Annotated in this window: 12 protein-coding genes; 11 read left to right on the forward strand and 1 reads right to left on the reverse strand. The window is 66.1% G+C overall.

The genetic code is table 11. The features are described 5' to 3' along the window. The first annotated feature begins 49 nt into the window (after positions 1-49). Positions 50-1,240: a nucleoside hydrolase gene (locus GOQ09_RS00745; RefSeq protein WP_157611252.1), complete on the forward strand. Its 1,191-nt coding sequence runs from the start codon at positions 50-52 to the stop codon at positions 1,238-1,240. A gap of 23 nt (positions 1,241-1,263) precedes the next feature. On the opposite strand, the gene recQ is transcribed toward GOQ09_RS00745, so the two are convergent. Beyond that, on the reverse strand, positions 1,264-3,159 hold the full coding sequence (recQ, locus tag GOQ09_RS00750; RefSeq protein ID WP_157611253.1) for a DNA helicase RecQ: 1,896 nt from the start codon (positions 3,157-3,159) through the stop codon (positions 1,264-1,266). A 299-nt stretch (positions 3,160-3,458) separates the two neighbouring features. Between recQ and GOQ09_RS00755 the strand changes: the two genes are divergently transcribed. From GOQ09_RS00755 to GOQ09_RS00800, 10 genes are all read left to right on the forward strand, one after another. Continuing rightward, positions 3,459-4,427 (forward strand): ABC transporter substrate-binding protein, encoded by a 969-nt coding sequence (locus GOQ09_RS00755; protein WP_157611254.1) that lies wholly within the window; start codon positions 3,459-3,461, stop codon positions 4,425-4,427. After that, positions 4,408-5,304, forward strand: coding sequence for an ABC transporter permease (locus GOQ09_RS00760; RefSeq protein ID WP_157611255.1), 897 nt, complete (start codon positions 4,408-4,410; stop codon positions 5,302-5,304). The genes GOQ09_RS00755 and GOQ09_RS00760 overlap by 20 nt, the downstream gene beginning before the upstream one ends. Continuing rightward, positions 5,304-6,095 carry an ABC transporter ATP-binding protein gene (locus GOQ09_RS00765; RefSeq protein WP_431769293.1) on the forward strand — a complete coding sequence of 264 codons (792 nt, stop codon included), beginning with the start codon at positions 5,304-5,306 and terminating at the stop codon, positions 6,093-6,095. Before GOQ09_RS00760 ends, GOQ09_RS00765 begins: the two co-directional genes overlap by 1 nt. A gap of 328 nt (positions 6,096-6,423) precedes the next feature. Beyond that, positions 6,424-7,161 carry a histidine utilization repressor gene (gene hutC / locus GOQ09_RS00770; RefSeq protein WP_157611256.1) on the forward strand — a complete coding sequence of 246 codons (738 nt, stop codon included), beginning with the start codon at positions 6,424-6,426 and terminating at the stop codon, positions 7,159-7,161. Between the two features lie 59 nt (positions 7,162-7,220). Continuing rightward, a complete protein-coding gene (gene hutH, locus GOQ09_RS00775) occupies positions 7,221-8,774 on the forward strand; it encodes a histidine ammonia-lyase (RefSeq protein ID WP_157611257.1) in 1,554 nt (517 codons plus the stop codon). 24 nt (positions 8,775-8,798) lie between these two features. Next, positions 8,799-10,517 (forward strand): urocanate hydratase, encoded by a 1,719-nt coding sequence (hutU, locus tag GOQ09_RS00780; protein ID WP_157611258.1) that lies wholly within the window; start codon positions 8,799-8,801, stop codon positions 10,515-10,517. A 142-nt stretch (positions 10,518-10,659) separates the two neighbouring features. Further along, positions 10,660-11,388 (forward strand): IclR family transcriptional regulator, encoded by a 729-nt coding sequence (locus GOQ09_RS00785; protein ID WP_157611259.1) that lies wholly within the window; start codon positions 10,660-10,662, stop codon positions 11,386-11,388. A 57-nt stretch (positions 11,389-11,445) separates the two neighbouring features. Beyond that, positions 11,446-12,198: a transporter substrate-binding domain-containing protein gene (locus GOQ09_RS00790; RefSeq protein ID WP_157611260.1), complete on the forward strand. Its 753-nt coding sequence runs from the start codon at positions 11,446-11,448 to the stop codon at positions 12,196-12,198. A gap of 12 nt (positions 12,199-12,210) precedes the next feature. After that, complete coding sequence (locus tag GOQ09_RS00795) at positions 12,211-12,879, forward strand: amino acid ABC transporter permease (RefSeq protein WP_157611261.1); 669 nt, start codon at positions 12,211-12,213, stop codon at positions 12,877-12,879. Continuing rightward, positions 12,876-13,445 (forward strand): HutD/Ves family protein, encoded by a 570-nt coding sequence (locus GOQ09_RS00800; RefSeq protein ID WP_157611262.1) that lies wholly within the window; start codon positions 12,876-12,878, stop codon positions 13,443-13,445. The genes GOQ09_RS00795 and GOQ09_RS00800 overlap by 4 nt, the downstream gene beginning before the upstream one ends. Positions 13,446-13,454: the final 9 nt, after the last annotated feature.

Genomic DNA, 13,454 nt, shown 5'->3' on the forward strand with positions numbered 1-13,454 from the left:
TCGTTTGGCATTTAGTTCTACATGGCAAAACCAACTCAAAGGAGCCGGGATGAAGATTCGGATTCAGCGACGCAAATGGATGGCCGCGGCCCTTCTTGCCACGGTGCTGTCGGCCTGCGGCGGCGGCGGTGACAACAACGGCGGCATCGGGCTTGCCCCGGGGTACGGCGCAGCCCCGCCTCCCGCGCAGAAGATCATCATCGACAGCGACTACAACACCATGAGCGACGACGGCCAGCTCGGCGTCATGGCTGCCCAGCTGCAGGCCTCGGGCAAGGTGCAGGTCATGGGCATCAGCGTGGTCTCGGGCAACCAGTGGCTCAAGCAGGGCGTGGCCGATGCGCTGATGTCGGTGGAGCGCCTTGGCGTGGGCGACCGCATCGGCGTTTACGCCGGCGCGAACTACGCGTTCAACCACGACTACGCGACCATCGAAGCCGAAATGGCTGCTGGCGCCGGAGGCGACGGCTACCTGGGCGCATGGAGCGGCCCCGAGCCCAAGACCGATGCCGACCTGAAACCCTCGCCCGACGGATTTGCGACCCGCACCGTGCTGCAGCGCAAGAGCGCGGTCGACTTCATCGTCGATACGGTGAAGGCCAACCCCAACGAGATCACCATCCTCGCCATCGGCCCGCTCACCAACATTGCACTCGCGGTCAAGCAGAACCCCGAAATCGTGCCGCTCATCAAGAAGATCATCTACATGGGCGGCGCCATCGACGTGGCGGGCAACACCACCAAGTTTGCCGAGTTCAACTGGTGGTTCGACCCCGAGGCCGCGCAGTTCGTGGTGCGACTGCCGATTCCGCAGGTGGTGGTGCCGCTCGACGTGACCGACACCGTGTTTCTCACCAAGCCCATCTACGACCGCATCGCGCACCCGGCCAAGCCGACCGCCGTGACCGAGGTGTTCAGGCAGCTCAACGGCTACGGCTTCAGCGGCACCAACGGCTTCGAGAACAACCCCAGCTACACGCAGAACATCTGGGACACGCTCACGCTCGCCTACCTCATCGACCCGAGCTACGCCACGCAAACGGTGGAGCGCTATGTCGACGTGGTCGCCCAACCGGGCGCCGCCGAAAACGGCCGCTCCATCGGTTACAGCGCGCAGCCCGCGGGGCCCACGCTGCAGAAGATGACGGTGGTGAAGAAGTTCGACAACGCGCGCTTCTTCGAACTGTATGTGGACCTGCTCACGCGGCCGGTGCCGATCACGCTGCCGCCGGCCAGCTGACCGACACGCGCGGGACGGCGAGCCTAGAAAGCCGAGGCGACGCGCAGCACCTCGCTGCCGTAGGCCTCGAGCTTCTTGGTGCCGATGCCGCTGATGCCCTGCAGGTCTTCGAGCGAGGCGGGTGCGCGTTCGGCAATGGCCGCCAGCGTCGCGTCGTGAAAGATCACGTAGGCCGGCAGGTTGTGCTCGCGCGCCACTTCGGCGCGCCAGGCCTTGAGCGCCTCAAAGCGCTTCTTGCCGGTGTCGTCGAGCTTGGCGGCGGCCGGTGACGGCGCGCCCTTGGCCACCTTCTCGCGGCGCGGCTTGCGCTCCGCAGGCGACGAAATCGACTCGCGCAGCGTCACGTTCGCTTCGCCCTTGAGCACCGGGCGCGATCCTTCGGTGAGCTTCAGCGTGTTGAACGCCTCGGCATCGACGGCCAGCGCGCCCGTGGCAATGAGCTGCCGCAGCACGCCGCGCAACTGCACTTCGCTGAACTCCGCGCCCAGCCCGAAGGTGCTGATGCGCTCATGCCCGAACTGCTTGACCTTCTCGGTCTCCTTGCCGCGCAGGATGTCCATGATGTGGCCCGCACCAAAGCTGATGCCGCTCAGCTGATGCACGCGGTAGATGGTCGAGAGCAGCTTGCGCGCGGCATCGGTGCCATCCCACACCTGCGGCGGGTTCAGGCAGTTGTCGCAGTTGCCGCAGGGAGTGCTCTTCTCGCCGAAGTAGCCCAGGAGCCGCACGCGCCGGCAGTCGCTCGCCTCGGCCAGCGAGAGCAGCGCATCGAGTTTGCCGCGCATCACCTGCTTGAACTCTTCGCCGGCCGGGCTCTCGTCGATCATGCGGCGCTGGTTCACCACATCTTGCAGGCCGTAGGCCATCCAGGCGTCGGCCGGCGCGCCGTCGCGGCCCGCGCGGCCGGTTTCCTGGTAGTAGCCTTCGATGTTCTTGGGCATGTCGAGGTGGCCGACAAAGCGCACGTCGGGCTTGTCGATGCCCATGCCGAAGGCGATGGTCGCCACCATCACGATGCCTTCCTCGCGCAGGAACCGGTCCTGGTGCTTCTGCCGCACCGCGGCGTCCAGCCCCGCGTGATAGGGCAGCGCGTTGATGCCCGCGCCCTGCAGCGTCACGGCCACGTCTTCCACGCGTTTGCGCGACTGGCAATAGACCACGCCCGCATCGCCTTCGTGCTCGCGCTCGATGAAGCGCAGCAGCTGCGTGGTCGCGTCCTTCTTCTCGACGATGGTGTAGCGGATGTTCGGCCGGTCGAAGCTGGAGACGAACTGCCGCGCCTCCTCCAGCTGCAGCCGCTCGACGATGTCGGCGCGCGTGAGCGCGTCGGCCGTGGCCGTGAGCGCGATGCGCGGCACGCCCGGGTAGCGTTCGTGCAGCACAGTGAGCGCGCGGTATTCGGGCCGGAAGTCGTGCCCCCACTGGCTCACGCAATGCGCCTCGTCGATCGCGAACAGCGAGAGCTTGCCGCGCTCCTTCAGCGAATCGAGCTGCGACAGAAAACGCGGCGTGTTCACGCGCTCGGGCGCCGCATACAGCAGCGTGATCTCGCCGCGCAGCATGCGGCGCTCCACGTCCTGCGTCTGCTCCCAGTCGAGCGTCGAATTGAGAAAGGCCGCGTTCACGCCGGCCTCGTGCAGCGCGCCGACCTGGTCGTGCATCAGCGCGATCAGCGGCGACACCACCACCGAAACGCCACGCCCCGCGCGCTGCCGTGCAATGGCCGGTATCTGGTAGCACAGCGACTTGCCGCCGCCCGTGGGCATCAGCACCAGCGCATCGCCGCCGCCCACCACGTGCTCCACGATGTCCTGCTGCGGCCCGCGAAACTGCGAATAGCCGAAGACTTCGTGAAGGATGTCGGCGGGTGCGCTGCTGCTGCCGGGAGCGTCGAGGGGGAGGGGAGCGAGCGAGGACACAGGGCGGGGGCGGCAGGTGCGAAGGGGCGAAACGGAGAAAAAGGAAGCGAAGCCGGATTGTCCCCCAGCGGCATCGACACGACTGTGGCACGAGGTTTGCAATCGCAAAACCCGTCCCGCCACCCTTCCTGTATAGACAGCAATCTGGTGCATTTTCCTGACGGTATGCACCGAAACGGCTCTCTCGGGTTATCCTGTATATACAAGTTGGGGCGCTCGGCAACAATGCGAGGCGCGCGCAGCCCGTGATCGGCAGCGCATCGCCTAGCCATCCTCAAGAAACGGAACCAGGAGTACCCATGGTCAAGACGGTAGTTGTGAAAGTCGCTTCCCTGCTGGCAGCAGGCGCATGTGCAGCGGGCATGGCCGGAACGGCCGCCGCGCAAGAAACCAAGATCGCGCTCGGCATGTCCGGCTGGACCGGCTTCGCGCCGCTTTCGCTGGCCGACAAGGCCGGCATCTTCAAGAAGAACGGCCTGGACGTCGAGCTGAAGATGATTCCGCAGAAGGACCGCCACCTGGCGCTGGCCGCGGGCGCCATCCAGTGCGCAGCCACCACGGTGGAAACGCATGTGGCCTGGAACGCCAACGGCGTGCCCATCGTGCAGATCTTCCAGATGGACAAGTCCTACGGTGCCGACGGCCTGGCAGTGCGCAACGACGTGAAGAGCTTTGCCGACCTCAAGGGCAAGACCATCGGCGTGAGCGCGCCCGGCACCGCGCCGTACTTCGGCCTGGCCTGGATGCTCAACAAGAACGGCATGACGCTGAAGGATGTGAAGGTGGTTTCGCTCGAGCCCCAGCCCGCCGCCCAGGCGTTCGTGGCCGGCCAGAACGACGCCGCCATGACCTACGAGCCCTATCTCTCGACCGTGCGCGCCAACCCCGCCGCCGGCAAGATCCTGGCCACCACGCTCGACTACCCGATGGTGATGGACACCGTCGGTTGCGCGCCCACTTGGCTCAAGGCCAACGCCAAGGCGGCGCAGGCGCTCACGCAGTCGTACTTCGAGGCGCTGGACATGATCAAGGCCGACCCTGCCAAGGCCAACGAACTGATGGGCTCGGCCGTCAAGCAAACCGGTGAGCAGTTCGCCAAGTCGTCGGCCTTCTTGCGCTGGCAGGACAAGGCCGCCAACCAGAAGTTCTTTGCGGGCGAGCTCACCAGCTTCATGAAGGAAGCCGCGCCCATCCTGCTGGAAGCCGGGGTGATCCGCAAGGCTCCTGAAGACTACGCAGCCACGTTCGATGCAAGCTTCGTCAAGTAAGGCCCTGCCGCAGGTGCCACCGCGCGCGTCGGCACCTGCGTCGGCCGTTTCCCCCGCCTCCGCCGGTTCCGGCAAGCCTGCCGTGTCCGCGCGGCGCCGCTCGCTCGCACCGCTCGAGCCCATCAGCGGCCGCGCGCGCGTGCTGCTCGGCCTGGGTTTCTTCGTGGCCTTCGTGCTCGTGTGGTCCATCGCCACGCTCGGCGGCTTCGTGCCGCCGACCTTCCTTGCCAGTCCGGTCACCATGCTGAAGGAAGGCTGGATGCTGTTCGCCGAGTTCGGCTTCATCGGCGACGTGGGCATGACCGTGTGGCGCGTGTTCGGCGGCTTCTTGCTGGCGGCCGTGCTGGCAGTGCCGCTGGGCATCGCCATGGGCACCTGGAAGGCCGTCGAAGCCTTCTTCGAGCCCTTCGTGTCGTTCTGCCGCTACTTGCCGGCCTCTGCATTCATTCCGCTGCTCATCCTGTGGGCGGGCTTGGGCGAAATGCAGAAGCTGCTGGTGATCTTCATCGGCTCGTTCTTCCAGATCGTGTTGATGGTGGCGGTAACGGTGGGCGGCGCGCGGCGCGACCTTGTCGAAGCGGCCTACACGCTCGGCGCCAGGAGCCGCGGCATTGTTGCGCGCGTGCTCATTCCGGGTGCTGCGCCCGGCATTGCCGAAACCTTGCGCCTTGTTCTGGGTTGGGCCTGGACCTACGTGATCGTGGCCGAACTCATCGGCTCGTCTTCGGGCATCGGCCACATGATCACCGACAGCCAGGCCTTGCTGAACACCGGGCAGATCATCTTCGGGATCATCGTGATCGGCGTCATCGGACTGGTGTCCGACTTTGCTTTCAAGGCGCTCAACCGCCGCATGTTCGCTTGGGCGGCACTCTGATGATGACGAACAACAACCAACTCTCCATCCAGGGCGTGTCGCGCGTCTTCACCGGCACCAAGGGCCAGAGCACGCAGGCGCTGCTGCCAATCGATTTCGAGGTGAAGGAGAACGACTTCGTCACCATCCTCGGCCCGTCGGGCTGCGGCAAGTCGACGCTGCTTCGCATCGTGGCGGGGCTCGACTTTCCGACCACCGGCCAGGTGCTGCTCGACGGCGAGCGCATCGAAGGCCCCGGTGCCGACCGCGGCGTGGTGTTCCAGAGCTACACGCTCTTTCCGTGGCTCACCGTGGCGCAGAACATCCGCTTCGGCCTGCGCGAGCGCGGCATGAGCGAGGCCGACCAGAAGGACCGCAGCGAGTTCTTCATCGCCAAGGTGGGCCTGCGCGGTTTCGAGAACCACTTTCCCAAGCAGCTCTCGGGCGGCATGCAGCAGCGCACGGCCATTGCGCGCGCACTCGCCAACGACCCCAAGATGCTGTTGCTGGACGAGCCCTTCGGTGCGCTCGACAACCAGACGCGCGTGCTGATGCAGGAGCTGCTGCTCGGTATCTGGGAATCGGCGCAGAAGACGGTGCTCTTCGTCACCCACGACATCGACGAAGCCATCTTCATGGCCAACCGCGTGGCGGTGTTCAGCGCGCGGCCCGGACGCATCAAGACGGAGATCGCGGTCGACTTTCCGCACCCGCGCCACTACACGATCAAGACTTCGCCCGAGTTCATGGAAATCAAGGCGCGGTTGACCGAAGAGATTCGCGCGGAGTCGATGGCTGCTGCGGAGCACTAGGAATGAAGGCCGGGTACTCACTTCATCGCGGGTTGCTGTTGGTGCGTTGTTCGGGGCGCGCACCCGCCGACGGGGTACCTTTCTCCGCGAATGTCCCCCGGCCTGCGGCCTCCTCCTTTATTTCGCTGCGCAAGGCACCCCGCCAGCGGGTGCGTTATTCAGAGCGGTCGTTGATCGGCGGTGCACCCAGAGCGTGCCCAAGTGCACAGGGCATCGGGTGCTCCCCGCAGCGAAATAAAGGAGGAGCCGAAGGCGGGGGACATTCGCGGAGGGGAGTACCCGGTGGCCTGTGCACACGCCCTGAACAGCGGCGCGTTGGAGCGCCGACATGAAGCGCGACCTCCCCTCCCTCGCGCTCTATGCGCAAGTCAAGGATCACATCTCCCGCAAGATCCAGGACGGCACCTGGCCCGCCGGCCACCGCCTGCCATCCGAAAGCGAATTGGTCGCGCAGTTCGGCATTTCTCGCATGACCGTGAACCGCGCACTGCGCGAGTTGATGGAACAGGGCCGCATCGTGCGCATGGCCGGCGTTGGCAGCTTCGTGGCCGAGAACAAGCCCCAGTCCACGTTGCTGCAGATTGCCAACATCGCAAGCGAAATCCGCCAGCGCGGCCATGACTACCGCTGCGAAATGCTTGCGGTAGAACGCATTGCCGCATCGCCCGACGTGGCGGCCTGGCTCGACATGCGCGCAGGCACCTCGGTGTTCCACAGCGTTTGCCTGCACCTGGAGAACGACACCCCGGTGCAGCTCGAAGAACGGTACGTCAATCCGCAGGTCGTGCCCGATTTTCTCGAGCAGGACTTTGTCGCCGTGGCCCCCAGCGAGTACCTGGTCCGCAACGTGCCTTTCGACCAGATCGAACACGTCGTCGATGCCGTGCTGCCCACCGCCGAGCAGGCGAGCCGGCTCGCGATGGAACCCACCGACCCCTGCCTGCTGCTCACGCGCCGCACATGGACGCGCAACACGCCCGTCACCTGGGTGCGGTGCCTCCATCCTGCCTCGCGCTACAGCCTCGGCAGCCGTTTCAAAGCCGACGGCAACCCTTCCTTCGGCTGAATTTCTTGTCGCGGAAACCGCAGGTCTTCTCTCGCAACCACTTGTATAGACAGGTTTATATGCCAACAAACAATCACACCCCCGCCATCCTGACCCTCACGCCCGGCAAGGTGGACCTCGCCATGCTGCGCCGCATCCAGGCCGGCGGCGTGCGGCTGGCGCTCGACCCGTCGGTGCAGGACGGCATGGCGCGCGCCGAAGCGGCGGTGCGCCACATCGTCGACAACGACCAGGTGGTCTACGGCATCAACACCGGCTTCGGCAAGCTCGCGAGCACGCGCATCGGCAATGACCACCTGGCCGACCTGCAGCGCAACCTCGTGCTCTCGCACAGCGTGGGTACGGGCGAGCCGCTGGCTGCGCCGGTGGTGCGCATGGTGCTGGCCACCAAGGCGGTGAGCCTGGCGCGCGGCCACTCGGGCGTGCGGCCCGCGCTGGTCGATGCCTTGCTGGCGCTGTTCAATGCGGGTGTGATGCCGCGCATTCCTTGCAAGGGTTCGGTCGGCGCATCGGGCGACCTCGCGCCGCTCGCGCACATGGCTTGCGTGCTGATCGGCGAGGGCGAGGCGACCACTGCCGACGGCACCGTGGTCAGCGGTGCCGAGGCCATGCGCCTCGTCGGCCTCGAGCCCTTCGTGCTCGGCCCCAAGGAAGGCCTGGCGCTGCTCAACGGCACGCAGGTGTCGACCGCGCTCGCGCTGGCCGGGCTGTTCGGTGCCGAAGACGTGTTCGCTTCGGCGCTAATGTCGGGTGCGCTCTCGCTCGAGGCTATCCAGGGTTCGATCAAGCCCTTCGATGCGCGCATTCACGCAGCACGCGGCCAGCCGGGGCAAATTGCCGTGGCCGGCGCGGTGCGCACGTTGCTCGAAGGCAGCGAGATCGTGCCGTCTCACGCAGCGTGCGGCCGCGTGCAAGATCCGTATTCGGTGCGCTGCATTCCGCAGGTCATGGGCGCCTGCCTCGACAACCTCGCGCATGCCGCGCGCGTACTGGTCATCGAGGCCAATGCCGCTTCGGACAACCCACTGGTCTTTACCGACACCGGCGAAGTGATCTCCGGCGGCAACTTCCACGCCGAGCCGGTCGCCTTTGCGGCCGACATCATCGCGCTGGCCATCAGCGAGGTTGGCGCCATTGTCGAGCGCCGCATCGCTCTCTTGCTCGACACCGGCCTTTCGGGCCTGCCGCCGTTCCTGGTGCGCGATGGCGGCCTGAACTCGGGCTTCATGATTGCGCAGGTCACGGCGGCCGCGTTGGCTTCCGAGAACAAGTCGCTTGCGCATCCCGCCAGCGTCGACAGCCTGCCCACTTCGGCCAACCAGGAAGACCATGTGTCGATGGCCACCTTCGCGGCGCGGCGCCTCGGCGACATGGTCAACAACACTGCAGTCGTGGTCGGCATCGAAGCCATGGCCGCAGCGCAAGGCATCGAACTGAACCGAAACCTCAAGAGCTCCCCGCTGGTCGAAGCCGAATTCGCCGCCATCCGCCAGAAGGTCGCGTTTCTTGAAACCGACCGCTACCTCGCACCCGACATCGAAGCCATGCGCCAGTGGGCGCTGAAGGCCGAGCTGCCCGCCGCGCTTTTGAACATCCTGCCCAGCCACGCCTGAACACCGATCAAGGAGAACCTCGCCATGAACGCACCCGAAAAGCTTCCGCTGCAAAACACCGACCCACGCCATGACCCCACGCGCGTGATCCGAGCACCGCGAGGCAGCGAACTGAACTGCAAGAGCTGGCTCACCGAAGCCCCGTTCCGCATGCTGCAGAACAACCTCGACACCGAGGTGGCCGAACGTCCGCAAGACCTCGTGGTGTACGGCGGCATCGGCCGCGCAGCGCGCAACTGGGCCTGCTACGACCAGATCCTTGCCTCGCTGAAGGAACTGAACGACGACGAGACGCTGCTTGTTCAATCGGGCAAGCCCGTTGGCGTGTTCAAGACGCACGAGAACGCGCCGCGCGTGCTGCTCGCCAATTCGAACCTGGTGCCCAAGTGGGCCAACTGGGAGCAGTTCAACGAGCTCGACCGCCAGGGCCTCTTCATGTACGGCCAGATGACCGCGGGCAGCTGGATCTACATCGGCAGCCAGGGCATCGTGCAAGGCACCTTCGAAACCTTTGTCGAAGCCGGCCGCCAGCACTACAACAACAGCCTCGCGGGCAAGTGGATTCTCACGGCCGGCCTTGGGGGCATGGGCGGCGCCCAGCCGCTCGCGGCCACGCTCGCGGGTGCGGTGTCGCTCAACATCGAGTGCCAGCAGACCAGCATCGACTTTCGCCTGCGTACGCGCTATGTCGACAAGCAGGCGCGCGACATCGACCATGCGCTCGAGCTCATCCAGCAGCATTGCGATGCGAAGGAGGCCGTGTCGATCGCGCTGCTCGGCAACGCGGCCGACGTGTTGCCCGAGCTGGTCAAGCGCGCGAAGGCCGGCGGCATCAAGCCCGACCTCGTCACCGACCAGACCTCGGCGCACGACCTCATCAACGGATACCTGCCTTCGGGCTGGAGCGTGCCGCAATGGCAGGCCGCGATGAAGGATGCGTCGCAGCACGACGCACTCAAGAAGGCCGCCGCGAAGTCGTGCGCCGTGCACGTACAGGCCATGCTCGACTTCCAGGCCATGGGAATTCCCACGGTCGACTACGGCAACAACATCCGCCAGGTCGCTTTCGACGAAGGCGTGAAGAACGCGTTCGACTTCCCGGGCTTCGTGCCCGCCTACATCCGCCCGCTGTTCTGCGAAGGCAAGGGCCCGTTCCGCTGGGTGGCGCTGTCGGGCGACCCTGAAGACATCTACAAGACCGACGCCAAGATCAAGGAGCTGTTCCCCGAGAACACCCACACGCACCGCTGGCTCGAAATGGCACGCGAGCGCATCGCCTTCCAGGGCCTGCCGGCGCGCATCTGCTGGCTCGGGCTGGGCGAGCGCCACATCGCCGGCCTGGCCTTCAACGAGATGGTGAAGAACGGCGAGCTCAAGGCACCCATCGTCATCGGCCGCGACCACCTGGACACCGGCTCCGTGGCCAGCCCCAACCGCGAGACCGAAGCGATGAAGGACGGCACCGACGCGGTGAGCGACTGGCCGCTGCTCAACGCGCTGCTCAACACCGCAGGCGGCGCCACCTGGGTCAGCCTGCACCACGGCGGCGGCGTGGGCATGGGCTACTCGCAGCACTCGGGCGTGGTCATCGTGTGCGACGGCACCGATGCCGCCGCCAAGCGCATCGAGCGCGTGCTGTGGAACGATCCGGCTACGGGCGTCATGCGCCATGCCGATGCGGGCTACGACATTGCGGTGGCCACCGCGAAGAAGCAAGGCCTCAAGTTGCCGATGGTGCGCTGACCCGGAGTGAAGCAGTAAGACGAAGGTAGAAAGAAAAAACGCACCGATTCCCACTCAGTGGGAATCAAGGCTTGGACGTGGGAACGGCGGAAAAGATACTGACGCCGCACCCACTTCTCGATACCTCTCGCGACCGCTCCCGATGACGCCCGAAGCCTCCGCCCACAACGACCGAGCCCTGCTGGTGCTGTCGGTGCTGGCGCAGAGCAAGGCGGCCATGTCGGCCGCGGAGCTGATGCAGGCCACCGGCCTTTCGCAGAGCACGCTGTACCGGCAGATCGCCACGCTGCGGCGCTGGGGCTTCGTCATGGAGGCCGAAGGTCGCTACTCGCCCGGCCCCGTGAGCGTGCAGCTTGCAACCGGCTTCGACGGCAACTCCGACCTCGTGATGGCGGCGCGCGCCGACATGCGGGCGCTCGCGCAGCAGAGCCGCGAAAGCGTGGCGCTGATCACGGCGGTGAACGACCGCGTGGTGTGCCTCGAGATGATCGACAGCGAACAGTCGCTGCGCTGTTCGTTCGACCGCGGCCGCAGCGTGCCGGCGCGCGACGGCGCCAGCGCCAAGTGCCTGCTGGCCCACATGCCGACCGACCAGCGCGATGCATTGCTCGACGCATTCGGCGAAAGCCCCGAGCGCCGCGCACAGCGCGCCGCAGAGCTCGACGCCATTCGCGAAGCCGGCCATGCCGTGACGCATGGCGAGGTCGACGCAGGCGTGTGGGGCGCGAGCGCACCGGTGCTTGCATCGGGCCGGCGCCTGCGCGGCGCGATCACGCTCATGGCCCCACTCACGCGTGTCGAGGGCATGGAAGCTGCGTTGCTCCACATGACCGTTGTCACGGCGGCGCGCATTTCTCGCGCGCTGCAGTAGCCGGTCACGCTGCACGAATTTTTTTCTTTCTTTCTTTCAACTCACGGAAGCCTTCACATGAACACCCGCCGCACCCTCATTGCCGCCGCACTCTCCAGCCTTGCCTTCTTCGGCTTTGCCGCCACCGCGCAAGCCCAGGGCGAGCCGCTGCGCGTGGCCACCGATGCCACCTTTCCGCCGATGGAGTTCGTCGAGAACGGCAAGCGAACGGGCTTCGACGTGGAACTGGTCGAGGCCATCGGCAAGACGCTGGGCCGCAAAATCGAATGGATCGACATCGACTTCAAGGGCCTGGTGCCGGGCCTCATCTCCAAGCGCTTCGACATGGCCGTGTCGGCCATCTACATCACCGACGAGCGCAAGAAGGTCGTCGATTTCACGGTGCCCTACTACGCGGGCGGCCTGGTGGTGATGGTGAAGGACGGCAACACCGCCATCAAGACGCCGGCCGACATCAACGGCAAGAAGGTCAGCGTGCAGGTGGGCACCAAGTCGGTCTCCTACACCAAGGAAAAGTATCCGCAGGTGCAGCTGATGGAAGTCGAGAAGAACCAGGAAATGTTCAACCTGGTGGACATCGGCCGCGCCGACGCAGCCGTGACCGGCAAGCCTGCCGCCTACCAGTATGTGCGCACGCGCGGCGGCCTGAAGGTGCTGCCCGAGCAGATCACCACCGAGGAATACGGCATGGCCATCCGCAAGGACACGCCCGAGCTCACCAAGGCCGTGAACGGCGCCATCGAGAAGCTCAAGGCCGATGGCACCTATGCGCAAATCGTCGCGAAGTGGTTCAACGCCAGCGCCAAGTAATCCGGTCGGCTCATGGATTTCGATTTCTCGCCGGTCTGGCAAGGCTGGCCCGACCTGCTGCGCGGCGCCCTCGTCACGGTGGAAATCACCGCCTGCGCGCTCGCCCTCGGCTGCGTGCTGGGGCTCGTGGTCGGCATCGGGCGGCTCAACCCGAAGCGGCGCTGGCTCTACGGCATTTGCACGGCCTATGTGGCGGCGATTCGCGGCACGCCGCTGCTGGTGCAGCTGTTCATTTTGTTCTTCGGCCTGCCGCACTTCGGCATCCTGCTGCCGGCCTTCCTGTGCGGCGTGCTGGGGCTGGGCGTGTATTCGGGCGCGTATGTGTCGGAGATCGTGCGCGGCGCCATCCAGTCGATCGACAAGGGCCAGACCCTGGCGGCCCAGTCGCTGGGCATGACACCCGCCACGGCGATGCGCGAGATCGTGCTGCCGCAAGCGGTGGTGCGCATGATCCCGCCGCTGGGCAACGAGTTCATCGCGCTCATCAAGAACTCGGCGCTGGTGTCGCTGCTCACCATCCACGACGTGATGCATGAAGGGCAGAAGATCATCAGCGTGTCTTACCGCTCGCTGGAGGTGTACCTTGCCATCGCGCTCGTGTATTTCGTGCTCACGGGCACGATGACGCTGGTTCTCAGGCACTTCGAGCAGAAGCTTCGGCAAGGCGGGCTGATGCGATGAACGTGGTTCGCTTTTCCCGCACCGAGCTGCCGGCCAGGCGATGGAAGAACGGCGGCGGCACCACGCAGGAAATCGTGAGCTGGCCCGAGGGCGCGGGGCTCGACGACTTCAGCTGGCGCGCGAGCATTGCCACCATCGCGGCGCCGGGACCGTTCTCGGTGTTCGAAGGCGTCGACCGCAGCATCATGCTGCTCGAAGGCGACGGCGTGCGGCTGTTCACGCCAGACGGGCGAACGGACCACCGGCTCGACGCACCGCACCGGCCATTCACTTTCAGCGGCGACGAGCCGATCGATTGCGCGCTGCTCGGCGGCGCATCGAACGACTTCAACATCATGGCCCGGCGGGGCCGGTGGCGCGCCGAAGTGCAGGTGCTCGCGGAGCCCTCGGTGGTGGAGCCGGCGCCGCACGGCGTGCTGCTTGCGCTGCGCGGCACGTGGCGCCTGAACGGCGAGGCCCGGGCCGAGGGAGAGGGCGTGTACTGGGCCGAAGACGCGCAGGCGTGGCAAGCCGTGCCGGAAGACGAAGGCGCGCGGCTGGCGGCGGTTCGCATCGTGCCGGCGTAAGCTCTGGAA

The sequence above is a fragment of the Variovorax paradoxus genome (assembly GCF_009755665.1).
Lineage (GTDB): Bacteria > Pseudomonadota > Gammaproteobacteria > Burkholderiales > Burkholderiaceae_C > Variovorax > Variovorax paradoxus_G.